The sequence below is a fragment of the Pseudomonas sp. MG-9 genome (assembly GCF_018729515.1).
Lineage (GTDB): Bacteria > Pseudomonadota > Gammaproteobacteria > Pseudomonadales > Pseudomonadaceae > Aquipseudomonas > Aquipseudomonas serboccidentalis.
This window is the reverse complement of record NZ_JAHHZH010000009.1, coordinates 247,563-268,608: the sequence shown is the minus strand read 5'-3', so window position 1 is coordinate 268,608 and position 21,046 is coordinate 247,563. Positions and strand designations below refer to the sequence as shown.

At 61.0% G+C, this 21,046-nt stretch carries 17 protein-coding genes, 1 pseudogene and 1 riboswitch; of the genes and pseudogenes, 10 read left to right on the top strand and 8 right to left on the bottom strand.

What is annotated here, in order from left to right:
* Positions 1-83: 83 nt before the first annotated feature.
* Positions 84-1,247 (bottom strand): 1-acyl-sn-glycerol-3-phosphate acyltransferase, encoded by a 1,164-nt coding sequence (locus KKQ10_RS23240; protein ID WP_174823809.1) that lies wholly within the window; start codon positions 1,245-1,247, stop codon positions 84-86.
* Between the two features lie 143 nt (positions 1,248-1,390).
* Between KKQ10_RS23240 and KKQ10_RS23235 the strand changes: the two genes are divergently transcribed.
* Genes KKQ10_RS23235 through KKQ10_RS23225 form a run of 3 tightly spaced genes read left to right on the top strand, consistent with a single transcriptional unit; the run spans position 1,391 to position 2,503 of the window.
* Positions 1,391-1,573 carry a CPXCG motif-containing cysteine-rich protein gene (locus KKQ10_RS23235; RefSeq protein WP_215502367.1) on the top strand — a complete coding sequence of 61 codons (183 nt, stop codon included), beginning with the start codon at positions 1,391-1,393 and terminating at the stop codon, positions 1,571-1,573.
* Between the two features lie 9 nt (positions 1,574-1,582).
* Positions 1,583-1,843 (top strand): putative signal transducing protein, encoded by a 261-nt coding sequence (locus tag KKQ10_RS23230; protein WP_215502366.1) that lies wholly within the window; start codon positions 1,583-1,585, stop codon positions 1,841-1,843.
* A 36-nt stretch (positions 1,844-1,879) separates the two neighbouring features.
* Positions 1,880-2,503: an SOS response-associated peptidase gene (locus tag KKQ10_RS23225; protein WP_215502365.1), complete on the top strand. Its 624-nt coding sequence runs from the start codon at positions 1,880-1,882 to the stop codon at positions 2,501-2,503.
* A 99-nt stretch (positions 2,504-2,602) separates the two neighbouring features.
* Here the strand turns inward: KKQ10_RS23225 and KKQ10_RS28850 are convergent, their stop codons facing one another.
* Entirely contained in the window at positions 2,603-3,346 is a 744-nt protein-coding gene (locus tag KKQ10_RS28850; protein WP_425518817.1) for a methyl-accepting chemotaxis protein, read from the bottom strand.
* Positions 3,347-3,457: 111 nt separating this feature from the next.
* Positions 3,458-3,655: pseudogene (locus tag KKQ10_RS28845) on the bottom strand (HAMP domain-containing protein); the annotation flags it as partial.
* A gap of 1,352 nt (positions 3,656-5,007) precedes the next feature.
* Here KKQ10_RS28845 and KKQ10_RS23215 point away from each other — a divergent pair.
* Complete coding sequence (locus KKQ10_RS23215; RefSeq protein ID WP_215502363.1) at positions 5,008-5,823, top strand: M48 family metallopeptidase; 816 nt, start codon at positions 5,008-5,010, stop codon at positions 5,821-5,823.
* Positions 5,824-5,897: 74 nt separating this feature from the next.
* Here KKQ10_RS23215 and KKQ10_RS23210 read toward each other — a convergent pair whose 3' ends face one another.
* The 3 genes from KKQ10_RS23210 to KKQ10_RS23200 all read right to left on the bottom strand — a co-directional run bounded on the left by KKQ10_RS23210 (position 5,898) and on the right by KKQ10_RS23200 (position 8,731).
* Complete coding sequence (locus tag KKQ10_RS23210; RefSeq protein WP_134787312.1) at positions 5,898-6,482, bottom strand: TMEM165/GDT1 family protein; 585 nt, start codon at positions 6,480-6,482, stop codon at positions 5,898-5,900.
* A gap of 88 nt (positions 6,483-6,570) precedes the next feature.
* Positions 6,571-6,695, bottom strand: a riboswitch (yybP-ykoY riboswitch).
* Positions 6,696-6,734: 39 nt separating this feature from the next.
* Positions 6,735-7,733 (bottom strand): methyltransferase, encoded by a 999-nt coding sequence (locus KKQ10_RS23205; protein WP_003228088.1) that lies wholly within the window; start codon positions 7,731-7,733, stop codon positions 6,735-6,737.
* A gap of 32 nt (positions 7,734-7,765) precedes the next feature.
* Complete coding sequence (locus KKQ10_RS23200; RefSeq protein ID WP_215502362.1) at positions 7,766-8,731, bottom strand: 2-hydroxyacid dehydrogenase; 966 nt, start codon at positions 8,729-8,731, stop codon at positions 7,766-7,768.
* Positions 8,732-8,997: 266 nt separating this feature from the next.
* Between KKQ10_RS23200 and KKQ10_RS23195 the strand changes: the two genes are divergently transcribed.
* Positions 8,998-9,627, top strand: a complete 630-nt coding sequence (locus tag KKQ10_RS23195) for a LysE family translocator (protein ID WP_127652366.1) — start codon at positions 8,998-9,000, stop codon at positions 9,625-9,627.
* A 94-nt stretch (positions 9,628-9,721) separates the two neighbouring features.
* Here the strand turns inward: KKQ10_RS23195 and KKQ10_RS23190 are convergent, their stop codons facing one another.
* The gene (locus KKQ10_RS23190; protein WP_215502361.1) at positions 9,722-10,486 is read right to left on the bottom strand and encodes an AraC family transcriptional regulator; all 765 of its coding nucleotides are present in this window, start codon (positions 10,484-10,486) and stop codon (positions 9,722-9,724) included.
* Between the two features lie 100 nt (positions 10,487-10,586).
* Here KKQ10_RS23190 and KKQ10_RS23185 point away from each other — a divergent pair, with 100 nt between their 5' ends.
* The 5 genes from KKQ10_RS23185 (at position 10,587) to KKQ10_RS23165 (ending at position 20,224) form a co-directional block, all read left to right on the top strand.
* Positions 10,587-11,771, top strand: a complete 1,185-nt coding sequence (locus KKQ10_RS23185) for an MFS transporter (RefSeq protein WP_127652364.1) — start codon at positions 10,587-10,589, stop codon at positions 11,769-11,771.
* 146 nt (positions 11,772-11,917) lie between these two features.
* A complete protein-coding gene (locus KKQ10_RS23180) occupies positions 11,918-13,600 on the top strand; it encodes a fatty acid--CoA ligase (protein WP_127652363.1) in 1,683 nt (560 codons plus the stop codon).
* Between the two features lie 337 nt (positions 13,601-13,937).
* A complete protein-coding gene (locus KKQ10_RS23175; RefSeq protein ID WP_127652362.1) occupies positions 13,938-15,827 on the top strand; it encodes a DUF1302 domain-containing protein in 1,890 nt (629 codons plus the stop codon).
* Between the two features lie 28 nt (positions 15,828-15,855).
* On the top strand, positions 15,856-17,220 hold the full coding sequence (locus KKQ10_RS23170) for a DUF1329 domain-containing protein (protein ID WP_127652361.1): 1,365 nt from the start codon (positions 15,856-15,858) through the stop codon (positions 17,218-17,220).
* Positions 17,221-17,488: 268 nt separating this feature from the next.
* Complete coding sequence (locus KKQ10_RS23165; protein ID WP_215502360.1) at positions 17,489-20,224, top strand: winged helix-turn-helix domain-containing protein; 2,736 nt, start codon at positions 17,489-17,491, stop codon at positions 20,222-20,224.
* 96 nt (positions 20,225-20,320) lie between these two features.
* Here KKQ10_RS23165 and KKQ10_RS23160 read toward each other — a convergent pair.
* On the bottom strand, positions 20,321-21,046 hold a 726-nt coding region (locus KKQ10_RS23160; protein ID WP_215502359.1), incomplete at its 5' end, for a type I secretion C-terminal target domain-containing protein.

Below are 21,046 nucleotides of genomic sequence, written 5' to 3'. Positions count from 1 at the left end.
AAAGATCGCAGCCTGCGGCAGCTCCTACAGGGGATTCATGTAGGAGCTGCCGCAGGCTGCGATCTTTTGATCTTGCTGTTGCTTTACAACGGCAGCCCAGCCTTGACCCGGTACTGATTGCGCACCGGCGTCGCATATTGCAGCACCAGATACGGACGGTGCTCCTCAGGGCAGGCGTCCAGTCGGCTCTGCCATTCTTCCTGCGCCTTGGCCAGTTCATCGGCCGGGAACAACTCGGCCGCTTTCGGCACGTTCAGTTGCGGATCGGCATCGGCCCACTGTGCGTACGCCAGGTAATGTACCGGGAACAGGCGATAACCACCGAGAATCTGCTTGTCCATTTCGACCGCCAATTGCTTGGTGTCTTCGAACAGTTCGGTGATCGGCGCGGCGAAGTTCACGTGCACCCGGCCCTTGTAGCCGGTGATGCCCTTGGCAATGCTCACGTCATCCTCGCCCGGCGCCTTGGCGTAGGTGCCGGTGGTGGCGCGGATGTACAGCTCGCGGGCCTTGGCCTGATCGCACGGGTCGTATTCGTAGCTGATCGACACCGGGGTCAGGTTCAGCGACTGGATAACCTCGCCGAAGGGCTCGTCCTTGCGGCTCATGTGGAACATCTTGAGGATCGCCGACTCGGTACGGTCGTCGCCGTCCTTGGCCCGGCCTTCGGCCTGCGCGATCCAGATCGAGGCGCAATCGTTGCGGATCGAGTGGTTGATGTACGCCGACAGCAACTGATACGCGGCCATCTTCTCGCGGCGCCCGGTGATCGAGCGGTGCACGATAAAGCTCTTGTTCAGGCGCATCAGGTCGCTGACGAAGGGCTTTTGCAGCAGGTTGTCGCCGATCGCGATACGCGGGGTCGGCAGGCCGGCGTGGTACACGGCGTAGTTGACGAAGGCCGGGTCCATCACGATGTCGCGGTGGTTGGCGATGAACAGATAAGCGCTGCCGGACTTGAATTGCTCGACACCGGTGTAGGTCACGCCGTCGGTGGCGCGCTCGATGGTGTGGTCGACGTAGGACTCGACCTTGTCCTGCAAAGTCGCCACCGATGTCACGTCGGCGAACTCACGACGCAGCCGATGGGCTATAAGTGGTTTGAGCATCCAGCCGAAGGCACCGGCAAAACGCGGGAAGCGGAAGTGGGTGAGGATATCTAGAAACGCCTTGTCGCCGAGCAGTCTTGCCAGTACCACAGGTACTTCGCTGTCGTCGTAAGGTCGGATGGCATCGAATTCGCCCATCATGCTCTCTTGTTGGGAAACGGCTAGGGTAAGTAAAGGTTTTGATCGAAAACCCACGGGGCACGGTCTGAAAAAGTAGCCAGACAAAAATAGCCCTGCAAATAGACCGGCGATTATACGCACAAGTCACCTGGGAGACCGCGATGCTGGAAAGCGCACTGTATGAATGTCCGTATTGTGGTGAAGAGGTCGAGACGACGCTGGACCTGTCCGGTGGCGATCAGACCTATATCGAGGACTGCCAGGTGTGTTGTCGACCGATCAAGTTTGTTTTGCAGGTTCACGAAGGTGAGTGGCACCTGGAAGTGTTTAGCGAAAACGAGTGAGGGCCACCCATGCAGCGAATCTACGAGCCGGAAAGCCTGATGGAAGGCGAGATGCTCAAGGGCATGCTCGCCAGCGAGGGCATCGAAGCGCATCTGGTGGGCCGGGATCTGCTCGGCGGCACGGGGGAGTTGCCGATTTTTGGCCTGCTCGGCCTGTCGGTCGATAACGATCAGGCCGAATACGCCCGCGAACTGATCACCGCGTACAATGCCGCGCTGCCGCTGCCCGGCGATGAACCGGAGAGCTTCCCCGGGACGCTGGTCTGTTAGGCTGGCGTTCGTTTTACTTCTGAGTCGTGTTGCCCCATGTGTGGACGTTATGCCCTGTTTCGCTGGAACCGCGATTTCGCGGCCCTGCCTGGTTTTCCCGCCGATCAACAGGCGCAGTGGAACATTTCCCCCAATGATTCGGTGTTGATGCTGCGCGCCGAGGCCGACGGCCAGCGCTCGCTGGCCCGCGCCCGTTGGGGCCTGACGCCGCCGTGGCTGACCGACCTGTCGCGCACCCCGGCCCACGCCCGGGCCGAAACCGTGGCCGAGCAACCGATGTTTCGCGAAGCGCTACGTCTGCGTCGCTGCCTGTTGCCGGCCAACGGTTTCTACGAATGGCGCGGCACCGTGCGCAAGCGCCCGTACTGGCTGACGCCGGGGGAGGGCTCCTCGCTGTTTTTCGCGGCGATCTGGGAAGCGTATCCGGTGCAGGAGCAGGTGTGGCTGAGCACGGCGGTGATCACCCAGCCGGCAGCCAGTCAGCGCCGGCCGCTGATTCTCGATGAGACGGGGCAGGCGGCCTGGCTTGATCCCGAGACGCCGCTGCATGTGCTGCAGGGCTTGCTCGCCAGTGAACCCGCAGCGTTGCGCGAGCGGGTGCTGGCGAACTTGATCAATGATCCGAAGCTCAATGGGCCGGAGTGCCTGACTCCGGGTTGATGCAAAAAGCCAAAAGATCGCAGCCTGCGGCAGCTCCTACAGGGAAACGCACATCCCCATGTAGGAGCTGCCGCAGGCTGCGATCTTTTGATCTTGCCCTTAAACCTTGAACTGATTGATCAACCGTCGCTGCTGTTCCGCCAGTTTGGTCAGGCCGGCACTCGCCGAACTCGACTCATCCGCACCGCCCGCCACTTCATTGGCCACCTGACCGATATTGATCACGTTGCGGTTGATGTCATCAGCCACCGCGCTTTGCTCTTCCGCCGCACTGGCGATCTGCGTGTTCATGTCGTTGATCACCGACACCGCCTGGGTAATCGTCTCCAGCGCTTCAGCAGCTTTCGCTGCATGCTGCACGCTTTCGTCGGTGCGGTGCTGGCTGTCTTCCATGACCCGCACCACGTCGCGGGTGCCCTGTTGCAGTTGCTGGATCATGCTCTGGATTTCTTCGGTGGCCTTCTGGGTTTTCTGTGCCAGATTGCGCACCTCGTCCGCCACCACCGCAAAGCCGCGCCCCTGCTCGCCGGCTCGCGCCGCTTCGATCGCCGCGTTCAGCGCCAGCAGGTTGGTCTGCTCGGCGATCCCGCGTATCGCGGTGAGGATCGCGTTGATGTTCTCGCTGTCCTTGGCCAGGGTCTGCACCACTTCCACGGCCTTGCCGATTTCCACCGCCAGCACGCCAATCGAATCCGACGTGTCGCGAACAATCTGCATACCTTGGCCGGCGGCCTGATCCGCATGGCTGGCGGCTTGCGCGGCCTGGGTGGCGTTGCGTGCCACGTCCTGCGCAGTCGCGGTCATTTCCTGCACCGCGGTGGCGACCTGGTCGATCTCGGCCATTTGTTTCTGAATGCCGATGTTGGTACGAATTGCGATGTCGGCGGTGTGTTCCGAGGAATCGCTGACGCTCTGCACCGACGTCACCACTTGCGTGATCATTGCCTGCAACTTGGCAAGGAAGGTGTTGAAGCCCTTGGCAATCGAGCCCAGTTCATCGCTGCGATCACTGCTTAAACGGCGGGTCAGATCGCCTTCACCTTTGGCAATGTCATCCAGCATGGCGACCATTTGCTTGAGCGGACGTGCGATGCCGTGGCCCACCAGCCAGATCACCAGCAGACCGACGCCGGCGATGATCAGGCCGACCATGGCCATGCCGAAGGTATCGGATTTGCGCTGGGCATCGAGGTCACCCTGCAGCTTCTGCAGATCCGCCATCACCGCGTTCAGTGGCAGTTGCAGCATCAAGGTCCAGCGCGCATCGGTCTGGCCGATGCCGAACGGCAGGTACAACTCGATGCGGCCCTTGTCCTTGTTGACGGAATAAGTGACTTCGCCGCGCTTGAGATTGGTCAGGTTGGCGATCTGCTCGGCGTCGAGTATGTCGCTGACCTTCTCACCGAATTTGCTCGGGTCCTTGGTGTAGGCAACGATCCGGCCATTGCCGCCGATCAGGGCCATTTGCCCGGCGCCGCTGTAAAGCTTCTGGTTGGCAGCGAGGAGCATTTCCTGGATGAAGTTCACCGACAGGTCAGCGCCGACGATGCCTTGGAACGCGCCGTTGAGCATGATCGGTTCAATAAAGGAGGCGAGCATGACGACTTTGTCGCCGACCTTGTACGGTGCCGGATCGATCACGCAGGCTTTTTTGCTCTCTTTCGAGCACAGGTAGTACTCGCTGGCGCGCACGCCGGTGGACAGGACTTTCTGGTCGTCGACGTCCACCAGTTTGTCCAGGCCCAAGGTGCCGTCGTCATTGCGGAACCACCATGGCAGGAAGCGCCCGTTGGTCGCGTCGATGCCGACCACGCGGGTGCCGACGTAGGCGGCGTCGTTGTGATCAAGGGCGTTTTTTTCCCAACCGATGTAAGTGCCGAGAATCTTCGGGTTCTTCTCGACGTTTTCCTTGATCAGATTGATCAGTTGCTCGCGGCTGACGGTCAGTTTCGGCTGACCATCGGCGTCCGGTGTGCCGAGCAAGGCGTTGACCCGCACCAGGCCGCCGGCAATCAGCAGCGGCGCTTCGAGTTCGCGCTGAATCTGGCTGACCTGGGTCTGCGCCAGCGAAGTCAGGCGTTGTTCGATGACTTGCTCGAATTGCGCCTGGGTGCGCTGTTGCACCATCTCTTGCGTACGAGCGCCGGAAAACAGCGCGTACAGCACCAGCGCAGCGACCACGCTGAGGACGATGGCGCCGGCCAGGGCGGCGACGGAAAACTGGATCGACTTGAACTTCATGGGAGCTCCGCACGCAAGAGGACGTCTGCGCTGTTGTATCGGCAGCAGGCATTGCGCCATGAGCGTTGAGCGGAACAAAGGGCGGGGGATGTCGCAAATGGATCGGTGCGCGACGCAGTGACAGCAGGCTTGCCGGGCTCAGTGAATTTTTTACGACAGCAGGGGTGGGAAACGTCCGAAAGACGGTGCAACACGTCTGTTGTATCTGGCGTCGATACAATTACCCGCCTAGGATACGCGGCATGTTTTCAGGGAGCTTTTGAATGAACAAGACATTGGTTGTAAGTGCACTGAGCGCAGCGCTGTTGCTGGCCGGTTGTCAGTCGGTCAACACCACCAGCGGCGGAGCCGTGGGGGTGGAGCGCAAGCAGTACATGTTCAGCATGCTGTCCTCGCAAGAGGTCGACCAGATGTATGCCCAGTCCTATCAGAAGACCGTTGGCGAAGCGTCGAGCAAAGGTGTGCTGGACAAGACCAGCCCGGAGGCCAGGCGGGTTCAGGCGATTGCCAACCGGCTGATCGCCCAGGCACCGAACTTCCGTCCCGATGCGGCGCAATGGCAGTGGGAGGTCAACCTGATCAAGAGCGATGAGCTCAACGCCAACTGCGGCCCTGGCGGCAAGATCATTTTCTACACCGGGCTGATCGACAGCCTGAAGCTGACCGACGATGAAATCGCCGCGGTCATGGGCCATGAAATCGCCCACGCCCTGCGCGAGCACGGTCGTGAAGCGATGTCCAAGGCCTACGGGATCGAGATGGCCAAGCAGGGTGCTGGCGCGTTGTTGGGTCTGGGTCAGGACAGCCTGGCGCTGGCCGACACCGTCGCCAACTACGGCATGACCTTGCCCAACAGCCGCGCCAACGAAAACGAAGCCGACCTGATTGGCCTCGAACTGGCCGCCCGCGCCGGGTACAACCCGAATGCGGCGATCACCTTGTGGAACAAGATGAGCAAGGCTTCGGAAGGCGCACCGCCGGAATTCATGAGCACCCACCCGGCCTCGTCCAGCCGGATCGCCTCGTTGCAGGCGGCGATTCCGAAGGTCATGCCGCTTTACAACAGTAGCAAGCAGTAAGCTGCAAGCTGCAAGCTGCAAGTCAAAGCAGACGCGCTTGGCTTGCAGCTCGTTGCTTGAAGCTTGAAGCTGCTTTAAATCCAGCCACTGCTCTGCATCGCCTTGTACACCGCAACGATCGCCAGAATGAAGAACGCCGAAGCCGCCAGGCGACGGATCAAGGTCAGTGGCAATTTCTCCGCGGCAAAGTTACCCGCCAGTACCACCGGCACGTTGGCAATCAACATGCCCAGGGTGGTGCCGATAATTACCAGCCACAGCTCAGGGTATTGCGCCGCCAGCATCACGGTGGCGATCTGCGTCTTGTCACCGATTTCCGCGAGGAAGAACGCGATCAGCGTGGTCAGGAAGGGGCCGAATTTGCGTGCGGTACTGGCTTCATCGTCGTCCATTTTGTCCGGGACCAACGTCCACAGTGCGGTGGCGGTGAAGCTCGCGGCGAGAATCCAGTGCAGCACCGAATCGGAGAAGAAGCTGCCGAACCAGGCGCCTACCGCACCGGCTGCCGCGTGGTTGGCCAGGGTCGCGGCGACGATACCGGCGATGATCGGCCAGGGTTTGCGAAAGCGAGCGGCGAGAATCAGCGCGAGCAGTTGCGTCTTGTCGCCGATTTCGGCCAAGGCAACGATTGCGGTGGGAACGAGTAACGAGTCCAGCATCAGGATTTTCCTAAGGGGCGGGTCGACACGGCTATGACACGTACAGCCTTCCCGCCCCGGGTAAGGTGTGCGTGTCATAGGTCTTGTCAAACCCTGCGATCCGTCTGGTGCGGACGCTTGGGTCGCATACGCCATGATCTGAGGATCAAGTATGTTGACGTATGCCGGACGAGCTTGGCGCTCGTGGGAGACTACTCCCCTAGGACGGAGCGGATTCTGCCTAGGCAGAATCCATTCGGCAAGTGCTAATTTTCAGCCGCGCTTGGCCCGATAGATCCGGAAGCCATTGCCTTCGGCCTTGATCGCACACACGCCCAGATGCTCCTCGATCAGCGGCTGGTACTTCAGGAAACTGTTCGCCACCAGCCGCAGTTCGCCGCCGTTTTTCAGATGTTTGGCCGCTTTTCGCAGCAAGTTCTCGGTGGCGAAATAATCGGTGTGGACCCCGACATGGAACGGCGGGTTGCTCAGAATCGCGTTCAAACCCATCGGCGCGGCATCGATGCCGTCACCGGTCAGCACCTCGGCTTCCAGACCGTTGGCCGCCAATGTCAGGCGACTGCTGGCGGCGGCGAAGGCATCGACGTCGAGCAGGGTTACCTGATTGTGCGGATAACGACGCTTGACCGCCGCGCCCAGGACCCCGGCGCCACAACCGAAATCGAGCAGATGACCGCTTGGCAGTTTGTCCAGATGCTCCAGCAGCAGGGCGCTGCCGCGATCCAGCCGACCGTGGCTGAACACGCCCGGCAGGCTGATGACTTTCAACGGGCCTTCGGCCAGTGGCAGCTCATAAGTCTGCGCCAGGCTTTCCAGCGATTTGGCTTCAGGCGCATTGGCCACGGTGACCTGCCACAGCTGGCAATGGCGTGCGCTGTCGAGTTTGCGTGGCTTGCCGAACGGGTTGAGCTGTTTCGATGCGCCCTCGATGCCGCTGCGCTTTTCCCCGACCAGAAACACCTCACGCCCCGGTAAACGCGCAGCCACGGCGTTGAGGATGTAGTCGGTCAAGTCCTTGGACTTGGGCAAAAACACCACGGCGCTGTCGAACTCACGCTCCGGCACGTTCACGCCGAAATGGCTGCGACCTTCGAAGCGCGCATCGAGTGCGGCCTGATCGCCGGCGTGCCAGCACCAGCCGAAGGCATTGGGCAGGCGCCCGAGCAAATCGTCGGCGGGCAACCCGGCCAACAACAGCGAACCCTGGAATAACTCGGCCTGACGAAGCAGTACTTCACTGCGCGGATCCATAACTGCTCCTTGGAAAAAAGTGCCGCAGTTTATCAACTGACGACCCGCAGCGCTTTACCGCTGAAGAACGCCTGCGCGTTTTCGGTCAATTGGCCGACGATGCGCTGCCGCGCCTCGCGACTGCCCCAGGCGTTGTGCGGGGTGACGATCAGTCGCGGAATGTCGGCGGCCAGCAATGGATTGCCATTGACCGGTGGTTCGACGCTGAGCACATCGGTGGCCGCGCCGCCGAGATGGCCATTGCGCAATGCGTCAGCCAGGGCTTGTTCGTCGATCAAACCGCCACGGGCCGTGTTGACTACAAATGCGCCGGGCTTCATCGCCGCCAGTTCGCGGGCGCCGATGAAATGGCGGGTGTGTTCGTTCAGCGGGCAGTGCAGGGTCAGGGCGTCGATCTGCGGCAGTAATTCGTTCAGCGGCAGACGATCCGGGCGGGCGGGGCGGCCGGGAATCTGCCCGAGCAGCACGCGCATGCCAAACGCTTCGGCCAGCCGCGCGACCGCGCCGCCGAGTTCGCCGTGACCGAGCAGGCCGAGGGTTTTGCCTTCCAGCTCGACGATCGGGTAGTCCAGCAGGCAGAACTGTTGCGCTTGCTGCCAGCGACCTTCGCCGACGGCTTTCTGGTAGTCAGCGAGGCGGGTGGCGAGGTTGAGCAGCAACATGATCGTGTGCTGCGCCACCGACGGTGTGCCGTAACCCTGACAGTTGCACACGGTGATGCCGTGGGAGCGGGCCGCTTCCAGGTCGACGTTGTTGGTGCCGGTGGCGGTGATCAGGATCAGCTTCAGATCAGGGGTGGCGGCCATTGCGGCGGCGTCAATGCGGATCTTGTTGGTGATCGCCACGGTGGCACCGTGCAGGCGTTCGCTGACTTGTTCGGGCAAGGTCTGGGCGAACAGTTGCAGATCACTGAAGCAGGCACGCAACGGGCTGAGGTCGAGATCGCCAAGATCCAGAGACGGGTGATCGAGGAATACGGCGCGGCGCGGGTTCGTCATCAACTGTACCTTTTGTGCGGTGAACGGAAGGCGTAATCTGCCGAGCCTACCAGATGAAACAATTGGTTACGCAGAGCGCTGAAGTCTCATGCCTAATGCTTGCTGGCATCGCCTGTGGAGAGGGGGCTTGCCCCCGTCGGGTCGCGAAGCGGTCCTGAAACCGGCTGAACTTACGACTGCTGCGCAGCCGAACGGGGGCAAGCCCCCTCACCACAGGACTGTGTTTCCTACAGATTTCCTGACCAAGCCGCCCCAAAGGAGCCCCCATGTACTGGACCGAGTTCTTGACCGTTGCACTGATCCATCTGTTGGCCGTGGCCAGCCCCGGCCCGGACTTTGCCGTGGTGGTGCGCGAGAGCGTGACCCATGGTCGCCGCGCCGGCACCTGGACGGCACTGGGCGTGGGCTCGGCGATTTTTCTGCACGTGGGTTATTCGCTGCTGGGTATCGGCCTGATCGTGTCGCAATCGATCGTGCTGTTCAACGCCTTGAAATGGGCCGCCGCGGCTTACCTGCTGTACATCGGCTTCAAGGCCTTGCGCGCGCAACCGGCGAAAACCGTCACTGACGATCTGCACAAGGAAACCGGTGTGCGTACCGCGCGCGGTGCCTTCACTTCGGGCTTCGTCACCAATGGTCTGAACCCGAAAGCCACGCTGTTCTTCCTCTCGCTGTTCACCGTGGTGATCAACCCGCACACCCCGCTGGCGGTGCAGGCCGGGTACGGGGTGTACCTCGCCGTTGCAACAGCGATCTGGTTTTGCCTGGTGGCGATGCTGTTCAGCCAGCAACGCGTGCGCGCCGGTTTCGCCCGCATGGGCCACTGGTTCGACCGCACCATGGGCGCGGTGCTGGTCGCCATCGGTGTGAAACTCGCGTTCACCGAGATGCATTGACCAACACTCACTTGTAGGAGCTGCCGCAGGCTGCGATCTTTTGATCTTGTCTTTGAGGATTAAAAGATCGCAGCCTCGTTTCACTCGACAGCTCCTACACGAGTTCGCTCAGCTTGCTCAGGGTATGCAGATAATCCCGGGGATTGTCCCCGAGCAAACGGCGAAACATCGCGCTGAACGCCCGCGCGCTGCCGTAACCCAAGTCCCGCGCCACGCTCTGCACGCTGTCCCCGGCGAGCAGGCGCGGCAGGGCTTCCATCAGGCGCAGTTGTTGGCGCCAGGCGTTGAAACTCATCTTCAGTTGTCGCTGGAACAGCCGCGCCAGGGTACGTGAGCTGGCGCCGACCTGCTGCGCCCAGTCTTCCAGGGTGTTGGGGTGATCCGGTGTGTGCAGCAACGCCAGACAGATGTTCTGCAGGCGTCGGTCAGTGGGCATCGGAATGTGCAGCGGCAGGTTTTCCAGGCTGGCGAGTTCTTCCAGCATCAATTGCTGGATCAGCGGATTGTCCGCATGCGGCGGGCCCTGCACGGCGCGCAGGATCAACTCGCGCAGCAGCGGCGTCACCGCCAGCACGCAGCACTGTTGCAGGCTCGCCGGGGACAGTTCGGGAGCGATGAACAGCGAGCGCATCTGCACGTCGCCGGACATGAAAATCTCGTGTGCGACTTGCGGCGGAATCCACACCGCACGACTCGGCGGAATCACCCAGGCACCGAGGTCGGTGACCACCCGCATGATCCCTCTGACGGCATACAGCAACTGCGCCTCGCGGTGCAGGTGCAGCGGCTGGTGCGCGCCGTCCAGATAATCCCGGGGGTAGGCACTCACCGGGCCGTGTTCGAAATGGCTGATCAACATGTCGGATTCGATGACTTGGTTGGCAGGTATGCGCTTTTTCGCCAACTTAGCATAAAGCCGCTGACAACCTTCCGCCCATAACAAACACAAGCGTGCCGCCATGAATCAATCTCGAAACGTCATACGCTACGTCAACGCTGCCCATGTGATCGATCACATGTTCATGCTGATTTTTCCCGCCGCCGTGCTCGGCATGACCCAAGCCTTCGGCCTCGACTATGCCGCGCTGATCGGCCTGTCGCTGGGCGGCTTCATTGCCTTTGGCGCGTGTTCGCTACCGGCCGGCTGGCTGGGTGATCACTGGAGCCGGCGGCAGATGATGCTGGTATTTTTCTTCGGTATTGGCGCTTCGGCGATCTTCACCGGGCTGAGCACCAGTCCGACGATGCTGGTGATCGGGCTGACCCTGATCGGCATTTTCGCCGCGATCTATCACCCGGTGGGCACCGCGATGCTGGTGGCCTACGCGCAGAATCGCGGGCGGGAGATTGGTATCAATGGCATGTGGGGCAACCTCGGCGTGGCGTTTTCGGCGCTGATCACCGGGTTGCTGGTGGCGCAATTCGGCTGGCGTTCGGCCTTTGTGTTACCGGGGGTGGTGGCGATCGTGCTGGGGATCGGCTTTGCCTTGCAGGTACGTGAAGAACCGATCCCGCAGCGTCCACACACCGCACTGAAGGGCGCTGCCGGGCGGCGCATTTCGATGGTCATGGTGTTCACGGTGCTGGCGCTGGCGACGGCCACGGGTGGCGTGGTGTTCAACGCCACGACCATGACTTACCCGAAGCTGTTTCAGGAACGTCTGCATGATGTGTTCGCCTCGCCGCAAACCCTTGGCGTGGTGGTCAGCCTGGCGTACGCCTTCGGTGCGGTGGCGCAGTTGAGCATCGGCCAGGTGTTGCACCGAGTCAGCCTGAAATGGCCGTTTATCGTGTTGACGCTGTTTCAGGCGCCGCTGTTGTACGCCATGGCGTATGTCGATGGCTGGGCGGTGATCGTGCTCGGTGCGGCGTTCATGTTCGTGGTGTTCGGTCAGGTGACAGTGAACGACTCGATGGTCGCCAATTTCGTTGCGCCGCAGTGGCAGTCACGGGTATTCGCCCTGCGTTATTGCCTGTCGTTCGGCGCCAGTGCGACAGCGATTCCGCTGATTGCCTATGTCGAACCGCGCCATGGTTTTGTCGGGCTTTACTTGATTCTGGCGGGATTTGGCGCGTTGACCTTCCTCGCTGCCGTGGTTTTCCCACGCACACCTTCCGAAGCGGCTGTAGGGCAAACGGCCTGATCGGCGCTGAATACCGGCAAATGCTGGCGCAAAGCTAGCATTTGTACGGCTCTGCAAATCATTCCTTTGGCTGATTTGGCTGGGGTATAACGGCTCTAGAGTAATGCTCTCTACGCCAACACCGTGCAGCCAGAAAAGGGATTCATATGTTGCAGACTCGCGTCATTCCCCCGGCCGATGGGGCCTACCAGTATCCATTGCTGATCAAACGGCTGCTGATGTCCGGCGCCCGTTACGAGAAAACCCGCGAGATCATCTACCGAGACCAGTTGCGCTACAGCTATCCGACCCTGATCGAGCGGGTGGCACGGCTGGCCAACGTGTTGACGGCGGCCGGGGTGAAGGCGGGGGACACCGTGGCAGTGATGGACTGGGACAGCCATCGCTACCTGGAATGCATGTTCGCCATTCCGATGATCGGCGCGGTGATCCACACCATCAACGTACGCCTGTCGCCGGAGCAGATCCTCTACACCATGAACCACGCCGAGGATCGCTTCGTGCTGGTCAACAGCGAGTTTGTCGGGCTGTACCAGGCCATCGCGCCGCACCTGACCACGGTGGAGAAAACCCTGCTGCTGACCGATCTGCCGGAGAAGACTGCCGAGCTGCCGAACCTGGTCGGCGAGTACGAGCAATTGCTGGCCGCCGCGAGTGCGCAGTACGACTTCCAGGACTTCGACGAAAACTCGGTCGCCACCACGTTCTACACCACCGGCACCACCGGCAACCCGAAGGGCGTGTACTTCACTCATAGGCAGTTGGTGCTGCACACCATGGGCGTGTCGACCATCATGGGCGCGATCGACAGCGTGCGCCTGCTCGGCACCAACGACGTGTACATGCCGATCACCCCGATGTTCCACGTGCACGCCTGGGGTTTGCCGTACGTGGCGACCATGCTCGGGCTCAAGCAGGTTTATCCGGGACGTTACGACCCGGAATTCCTCGTCGAGCTGTGGCGCAAGGAGAAGGTCACGTTCTCCCACTGCGTGCCGACCATCCTGCAAATGCTGCTCAACGCCAAAGGCGCGCAGGGCACCGATTTCGGCGGCTGGAAAATTGTCATCGGCGGCAGTGCGCTCAACCGCACGCTGTATGAAACCGCCAAGGCCCGGGGCATTCAGCTGACGGCGGCGTACGGCATGTCGGAGACCGGGCCACTGGTCTCGTGTGCGCATCTGAACGACGAACTGATGGCCGGCACCGAAGACGAGCGCACCACTTACCGGATCAAGGCCGGTGTGCCGGGGCCGCTGGTGGAGGCCGCGATCGTCGACGCCGAAGGCAACTTTCTGCCCGCCGACGGCGAAACCCAGGGCGAACTGGTGTTGCGTGCGCCATGGCTCACCGAAGGCTATTTCAATGAACCGCAGAAGGGCGCCGAGCTGTGGGCCGGCGGCTGGCTGCACACCGGCGATGTGGCAACGCTCGACAGCATGGGCGTGATCGACATCCGCGACCGGATCAAGGACGTGATCAAGACCGGTGGCGAATGGATCTCCTCTCTGGACCTTGAAGACCTGATCAGTCGTCACGCGGCGGTACGTGAAGTAGCAGTGGTCGGCATCGCCGATCCGCAGTGGGGCGAGCGGCCGTTTGCGCTGCTGGTGATCCGCGAAGGGCACGAGATCGGTGCGCGCGAGCTCAAGGAACACCTCAAGCCATTCGTGGAGTTGGGGCACCTGAGCAAGTGGGCGATTCCGAGCCAGATCGCCCTTGTTACGGAAATTCCCAAGACCAGTGTCGGCAAACTCGACAAGAAGCGCATCCGCCTCGACATCACCGAATGGCAGGCCAACAACAGCACCTTTCTCTCGACACTTTGAGTGCCTGCTGGCGCGCCGAAACCGGCGCGCCAGACCTTCCAAGCAAGCGCTTGGCTTGTTAAATCCGAATTTTCAGCCATCCTTGCGGTGCCGACATGCGTCGGACTGGCGAAAGGACTGTTCCAGAGTGGCCGGCAGCTGCAAATCACACTTTAGAGGGATCAAGCAGTACCACCTGCTGGCTATAGTCCACTCAAGGATTTTTAAGAACGGGGCACACGCACGAACAGGGGCGATGCAACTTTGGAGTGACGTCGGGCGGCTATTGGCTCCCGGTCTTCCAGACGTTTTTAAAAGTACTCACTGCCATAACAATAATGCACATGGAGTAGCGTCGATGACCTCAGTAAACCAGTTCTGGCGCCGGGCTAAACTGCCTCTGGCCGTCAGTCTTGCCTCTACGCTCGCCGGGCCCGCATTCGGCGTCAGTTTCAACGTCGGTGAGATCGAAGGTCAGTTCGATTCCTCGCTCTCCCTGGGCATGAGTATTTCGACTCAGCAGCCGAACAAGGATCTTATTGGTGTCAACAACGGCGGCAAGGGCCTGTCCCAGACCTCCGATAACGGCCACCTGAACTTCAAGAGCGGGCAAGCCTTCTCGAAGATCTTCAAGGGCATCCATGATCTCGAACTGAAATACGGCGACACCGGGGTCTTCGTCCGGGGCAAATACTGGTACGACTTCGCGCTGCAGAACCAGGATCTGGAATACAAGGACGTCAGCAACCACAACCGCGATGTCGCGGCGCGTTCTTCGGGTGGGCAGATCCTCGACGCCTTCGTTTACCACAACTACTCGATTGCCGATGAGCCGGGTTCGGTGCGTCTGGGCAAGCAGGTGGTGAACTGGGGTGAAAGTACTTTCATCGGTGGCGGCATCAACTCGATCAACCCGATCGACGTTTCCGCGTTCCGCCGTCCGGGTGCCGAGATCAAGGAAGGTCTGATCCCGGTCAATATGTTCTACGTGTCGCAGAGCATCACCGAAAACCTCTCGGCCGAAGGTTTCTATCAGATCGACTGGCAGAAGACCGTGACCGACAACTGCGGCACGTTCTTCTCGCAGCCGGACATCGTGACCACCGGTTGCGACGACAACCTGCGGGTACTGAACAAGCGTTCGACCATTCCGGGCATTGCGCTCGGTCCTTTGGCCAACGCCGGCGTCGACGTCAACGACGAGGGTGTGCTGGTACGTCGTGCGCCTAACCGCAACGCGCGAGACAGCGGGCAGTGGGGCGTTTCCGCCAAGTACATGTTCGACCCGCTGGCCACCGAGTTCGGTGCCTACTTCATGAACTACCACAGCCGTGCGCCGATCTTCAGCGCCACCGGTGCGCCACAGTCGATCTATAACGGCGTGGCAGCATTGCCTGGCCCGTTCCGGGCGCTGGGGCCACTGGTGGTCGCGGGCAACTCGCAATACTTCATCGAATACCCTGAAGACATTCGCCTCTACGGTCTGAGTTTCTCCACCACCCTGCCTACCGGTACGGCGTGGAGCGGTGAGGTCAGCTACCGGCCGAATGCGCCGGTGCAGTTGAACTCCACCGACATCCTGTTCGCCGGCGTGCGTCCGATCGGTGGCGCGTTGACCAATGCGTCGGTCCTCAACGGTGTACCGGGCCAGGACCTGCACGGTTACAACCGTAAAGAGATCACTCAACTGCAAACCACCCTGACGCACTTCTTCGATCAGGTGATGGGCGCCAACCGTCTGACCCTGGTGGGTGAGGTCGGCGTGACTCACGTCGGTGGTCTGGAGAGCAAGTCCGAAGCGCGCTACGGCCGCGACCCGGTGTTCGGGCCGGGTGAATTGCCGGCGACCGGTGGCCTCAACACCTGCTCGCAGATCCTCAACACCTCGACCATCAACGGTGCCGGTCCGGGTGCTTCGCGCGATAACGTTTCCAGCAACTGCAACAACGACGGTTTCACCACCTCTACCTCGTGGGGCTATCGCGCTCGCGCGATCTGGGATTACAGCGATGTGTTTGCCGGTGTGAACCTCAAGCCGAACGTGGCCTGGTCGCATGACGTGAAAGGTTACTCGCCAGGCCCAGGCGGCAACTTCGAGGAAGGTCGCAAGGCCATCAGCCTCGGGCTGGATGCCGAATACCAGAACACCTACACGGCGAGTGTGGCCTACACCAACTTCTTTGGTGGCGATTACACGACCGTGGATGATCGTGACTTCGTTGCCCTCAGTGTTGGCGTGAACTTCTAAGCAGAGTTTTTTCAGGACGAACATACATATGAAAATAACAAAGAGTCTGTTCCACGCCGGTGTTCTGGGATTGTCGTTGCTGGCGACCAGCGTCATGGCGGCCGTTCCAGCTGCCGAAGCCGACAAGCTGGGCAAGAGCCTGACCCCGATGGGCGCTGAAATGGCCGGCAACGCCGACGGTTCGATCCCGGCCTGGAAACCGCTGCCGAAAAATGCCGGCACGGTCGACAGCAAGGGCTTCCTGTCCGATCCGTTCGGCAGTGAAAAGCCGCTGTTCACCATCACCGCGCAGAACGTCGACCAGTACAAGGACAAGCTTGCGCCGGGTCAGTACGCGATGTTCAAGCGCTACCCGGAGACCTTCAAGATGCCGGTCTACCCGTCCCATCGCGGCTCGACCGTGCCGGATGCCGTGTTCGCCGCCATCAAGAAAAACGCCACCACCACCAATCTGGTGGCCGGTGGCAACGGTCTGGAAAACTTCGACACCGCCGTGCCGTTCCCGATTCCGAAAAGCGGCCTGGAAGTGATCTGGAACCACATCACCCGTTATCGCGGTGGCAGCGTGACCCGTCTGGTGACCCAGGCGACGCCACAAACCAACGGCTCGTTCAGCCTGGTGTATTTCCAGGACCAGTTCGTGTTCCGCGACAAGATGAAGGACTACGATCCGGCCAATCCGGGCAACATCCTGTTCTACTTCAAGCAAAAAGTGACCGCGCCGGCACGTCTGGCCGGTACCGTGCTGCTGGTGCACGAAACCCTCGACCAGGTGAAGGAACCGCGCAAGGCGTGGGTCTACGCCACCGGGCAGCGCCGCGTACGTCAGGCACCGCAAGTGTCCTATGACGGTCCGGGCACTGCCGCGGACGGTCTGCGGACCTCCGACAACCTGGACATGTACAACGGTGCGCCGGATCGTTACGACTGGAAGCTTGAAGGCAAGAAAGAGATGTACATCGCCTCCAACAGCTACAAGATCGATTCGCCGACCCTCAAGTACGCCGACATCATCAAGGCCGGTCACATCAACCAGGACCTGACCCGTTACGAGCTGCGCCGCGTCTGGCATGTGGTGGCAACACTGAAGGAAGGTCAGCGCCACATCTACGCCAAACGTGACTTCTACATCGACGAAGACACCTGGCAGGCAGCGGTCATCGATCATTACGACGGTCGCGGTCAGCTGTGGCGCGTTGCCGAGGCGCATGCCGAGGACTACTACGACAAGCAAGTGCCATGGTACGCGCTGGAGGCCCTGTACGACCTGCAATCGGGCCGCTACCTGGCGCTGGGCATGAAGAACGAAGAGAAATCGGCGTATGACTTCGGCTTCTCTGCCACCAAGAGCGAATTCCAGCCGGGCAACCTGGGCCAGGACGGTATCCGCTAAGCTTTGACCCGAGGCCGCATCCTCGAAAAAACGCCCCGACTGGTTCGGGGCGTTTTTTTTTCGTTTCGATTTTGTGTAGGCGCTGTCGCAGGCTGCGATCTTTTGATCCTGAAAGATCGCAGCCTTCGGCAGCTTCTGCAGGGGTGCGCCTGCTGGCCTGTAGTCTTTTTGTAGCCATTTGTAGCAATAACCTTCAAACCCTCTACGTTTACCGCTAGTCTGCGGACATCCGCTACGCCGCCAACCGCCATTCAAACAAGAGCCGGCCATGACTGATCTGTCCCCGCTACCGGGTCCTGCAAGCGTCACCATTGCGACACTGGACGGGCGTTTTTTTCGCCCGCCGTTGCCCGATGGTTACGTATTGCGACCGCGTCTGTGTGAACGCCTGAGCGCCGGGCTCGGTGGACGTCTGTTGCTGGTCTGCGCCCCGGCAGGTTTCGGCAAGAGCTCGCTGGCGGTGGAGTTCTGCCAAAGCCTGCCGGCGCACTGGCAAAGCCTCTGGCTGGGCCTCAGCCCGCGGGACAACGATCCGGGGCGGTTTCTCGAGCGATTGCTGGAAGGCTTGCAGGATTACTTTCCGGACCTGGGCAGCCGCGCGCTCGGCCTGTTGAAGATGCGCCAGCGCCACCAGCCGTTCGCCTTTGAAGAGTGGCTCGACGGCTTGCTCGATGAACTGGCGCTGCAACTGCAACCGACCGCGCCGCTGTTGCTGGTGCTCGACGATTACCATCTCGCCCAAGGGCCGGTGCTCGACCGCTGCCTGCAATTTTTCCTCAATCACCTGCCCGACGGCTTGCTGGTCATGGTCACCAGCCGTCAGCGTCCGGATTGGCATCTGGCGCGTTTGCGCCTGTCGCGCCAGTTGCTCGAACTGCATGAACAGGATCTGCGCCTGACCCACGATGAAGCCCTGACGCTGCTCGACCGGCACAGCAGTTCCTTGCGTGGCGAGGCTCTGGAAAACCTGATCCAGCGCAGTGAAGGCTGGGTGGCCGGGTTGCGTTTCTGGTTGCTGGCGGTCTCCGAAGCCGGCAGCGAGGCGGCGTTGCCACCTGCGCTGAACGGCGGGGAGGGGCTGATCCGCGATTACCTGCTGGAAGAAGTCATCGATTGTCTGCCGGCCGAGGTGCAGGCGTTTCTCTACGACACCGCCCCTCAAGAGCGCTTTTGCAGCGAGCTGTGCGATGCGGTGCGCGAAGCCCACGACAGCGCTGAAATCCTGCGGTTTCTGTTGGCGCATCAAGTGTTCCTGGTGCCGCTGGACGAACACGGTCACTGGTATCGCTACCACCATCTGTTTTCCGATCTGCTGCGCAGCCGACCGATCACTCAGACCCTGGTGCCGGCGGCGACGTTACATCTGCGCGCCTGCCGCTGGTTCAATGCCCAAGGCTTGCTGGATGAAGCGGTGGAGCAGGCCTTGCGCGCCGGTCATCTGGATGTCGCGGCCAATCTGGTGCAGAACCTGTCCGAGGAACAACTACTCGCCGAGCAGAACGTCGGCATGCTGCTGCGCTGGAAAATGGACTTGCCCGACAGCCTTCTGATCAGCACGCCACGCTTGATCGTGCTGTACAGCTGGGCGCTGGGGCTGGCCTGTCAGCTCGATGCTGCCGAAGAGTTGTCGAGTCATCTGAGCCGGTTTCTGCCGGCGCCCTCGGCCTCTGCGCAGAAGTCGATGCTCGCGCAGTGGCTGGCGCTCAGCGGCATCATTGCCCGTGGGCGCGGGCATCGTGAGCTGACCCAACGCTATTGCAGCGAGGCGCTGGACAGCCTGCCGGTCAAGCGTTACGGGCAACGCCTGATGTGCCTGTCTACGTTATCCAATCTGGCGATTGCCGACGGTGACCTGTGGCGGGCCAGGGGCTTGAATCGCGAATCCCTCGAGCTGGCGCAGCGGGTCGGCAACCCGTTGTTCGAGGCCCTGGCGCATTATGATCGGGCGCGGGTATTACAGGCCCGTGGCGAGATTCTGCGCGCACTGGATGAGGTCCACCAAGGCCTTGAGCGTCTGCGCGGGCTGTCGGCGCAACGTCTGTACGCGGTGCGTGCGCGGCTGACGTTGTATGAAGGTTTTCTGCTGTCGATGCGCTTGCAGCCACAGAAGGCCCGGGCTCGATTGCTGAGTGGCCTGAGCGAGGCGCGGGCCTGCCGCGATATCAGTGTGTTGATCGGCCACTGCGTGATCGCCCGTCTGGACGGCAGCGCCGGCGAGTTTGCCAAGGCCTTTGCCGAGCTCGCCGAAGCCGAGCGCCTGATGCACATCTGGGATGTGCCACCGATCTACTATCTGGCGATGATCACCCTGGTCAAATGCGAACTGTGGCTGGCGCAGGGCCGTACCGATCTGGCCGAGGCGTGGCTGGCGCGTCTTGGACAGACTTACACGGGCGAGCGTGCTGCCGCGCCGCCAGAGTTTCATCCACAACTGCCTTTGCATGTTGAACTGCAACAGGCGTTGCTTGACACGATTCAAGGGAACGCCATGCTCGCCGAAGGGCGTTTGAACGCATTGCATGAAAACGGCCAGCAAACCGGCCGGCAGTTGCTCAGTGTGATGGCGTTGACGCAGACAGTGGCGCTGATGCTGGCGGGCGGACGTGAGCCGGAGGCCAGAAAAGCACTGAGCCATGCGCTGGAGGCGGCTGGCGGTGGCGTGGTGCAGCCGTTCGATTTACTGGTGAAAGAGCATGGCGACTGGTTACGCGGGCAATTGGTATCGATCGCTTCGACAGCTGTCAGCCAGCAACTGCTCGCGCATTTTCCGCAACCGGTCACCCGGACCATTATGGAACCCGGGTCAACGGAACAACTCAGTACTCGAGAGCTGGCGGTTCTGCATCTGATCGCTCAGGGGTGCTCGAATCAGGAAATCAGCGAGCAGTTGTTCATTTCGTTGCATACCGTGAAAACCCACGCCAGTCATATCAACAGCAAACTGGGCGTTGAGCGGCGGACGCAAGCAGTGGCGAGGGCGAAAGCCCTGGGGGTTCTGACGTAGTTTTGATGTGACACTCACACAAACCAAAACGCCCTGAATCAATCAGGGCGTTTTGGTTTGCACCCGATCCGCAAGCAGATCGGGTGTCGTGCTGTATCAGGCCACCAAGTCGTTGGCGCTGAAGCTGTTCACACCCACCAACTGGATTTCAAAGTCGGCACCGGAATTCCCGCTGACGTTACCCGAGAGTACGTGGTCAACGAAGCGAATTTGACCTGCACCGGTGAAGTCATTTGCACCGATGAAGTTGAAACCGTTGATGCCTTCGCTCAACAGATTGGCATCAAACTTCGTCAGATCGATCTTGTCGCCTTGCGCGCTGTTGAAGTCGGTGATGACGTCGCGCAGGTTACCGATTCCGGACTCGTTCCAGTCATTGAACACGAACCGGTCCGCGCCACTTCCGCCCGTCAGAGAGTCGGTGCCCAGGCCGCCGATCAATGTGTCGTTCCCCAGGCCGCCTTCAAGGGTATCGTTCCCCAGGCCGCCGTCGAGGATGTTCGCGCCATCGTTGCCCACCAGGCGGTTGTTGCTATCGTTGCCTGTGCCTGTGAGGTTGGCGCTGCCAGTCAGGAGCAGATTTTCGACATTGGCAGTCAGGGTGTAGTCGATGGATGCGAACACCCGGTCGGTCGCACTTGGGGTCGCGTCGGTTTCGATCACCACATCACCGACGTTATCGACGTAGTAAGTATCGAAACCACCGCCGCCGATCATGGTATCGGCACCCAGGCCGCCGTCCAGGGTGTTGGCCTGGTCATTACCGGTCAGGGTGTTGTTGAGGTTGTTGCCGGTGCCGTTGATCACGTCGTTGCCGGTCAG

Coding starts and splice junctions, on each gene's coding strand:
- KKQ10_RS23240 (WP_174823809.1), bottom strand. CDS start 1,247: ATGGGCGAATTCGATGCCATCCGACCTTACGACGACAGCGAAGTACCT.
- KKQ10_RS23235 (WP_215502367.1), top strand. CDS start 1,391: ATGCTGGAAAGCGCACTGTATGAATGTCCGTATTGTGGTGAAGAGGTC.
- KKQ10_RS23230 (WP_215502366.1), top strand. CDS start 1,583: ATGCAGCGAATCTACGAGCCGGAAAGCCTGATGGAAGGCGAGATGCTC.
- KKQ10_RS23225 (WP_215502365.1), top strand. CDS start 1,880: ATGTGTGGACGTTATGCCCTGTTTCGCTGGAACCGCGATTTCGCGGCC.
- KKQ10_RS28850 (WP_425518817.1), bottom strand. CDS start 3,346: ATGGCCGAGATCGACCAGGTCGCCACCGCGGTGCAGGAAATGACCGCG.
- KKQ10_RS23215 (WP_215502363.1), top strand. CDS start 5,008: ATGAACAAGACATTGGTTGTAAGTGCACTGAGCGCAGCGCTGTTGCTG.
- KKQ10_RS23210 (WP_134787312.1), bottom strand. CDS start 6,482: ATGCTGGACTCGTTACTCGTTCCCACCGCAATCGTTGCCTTGGCCGAA.
- KKQ10_RS23205 (WP_003228088.1), bottom strand. CDS start 7,733: ATGGATCCGCGCAGTGAAGTACTGCTTCGTCAGGCCGAGTTATTCCAG.
- KKQ10_RS23200 (WP_215502362.1), bottom strand. CDS start 8,731: ATGACGAACCCGCGCCGCGCCGTATTCCTCGATCACCCGTCTCTGGAT.
- KKQ10_RS23195 (WP_127652366.1), top strand. CDS start 8,998: ATGTACTGGACCGAGTTCTTGACCGTTGCACTGATCCATCTGTTGGCC.
- KKQ10_RS23190 (WP_215502361.1), bottom strand. CDS start 10,486: ATGTTGATCAGCCATTTCGAACACGGCCCGGTGAGTGCCTACCCCCGG.
- KKQ10_RS23185 (WP_127652364.1), top strand. CDS start 10,587: ATGAATCAATCTCGAAACGTCATACGCTACGTCAACGCTGCCCATGTG.
- KKQ10_RS23180 (WP_127652363.1), top strand. CDS start 11,918: ATGTTGCAGACTCGCGTCATTCCCCCGGCCGATGGGGCCTACCAGTAT.
- KKQ10_RS23175 (WP_127652362.1), top strand. CDS start 13,938: ATGACCTCAGTAAACCAGTTCTGGCGCCGGGCTAAACTGCCTCTGGCC.
- KKQ10_RS23170 (WP_127652361.1), top strand. CDS start 15,856: ATGAAAATAACAAAGAGTCTGTTCCACGCCGGTGTTCTGGGATTGTCG.
- KKQ10_RS23165 (WP_215502360.1), top strand. CDS start 17,489: ATGACTGATCTGTCCCCGCTACCGGGTCCTGCAAGCGTCACCATTGCG.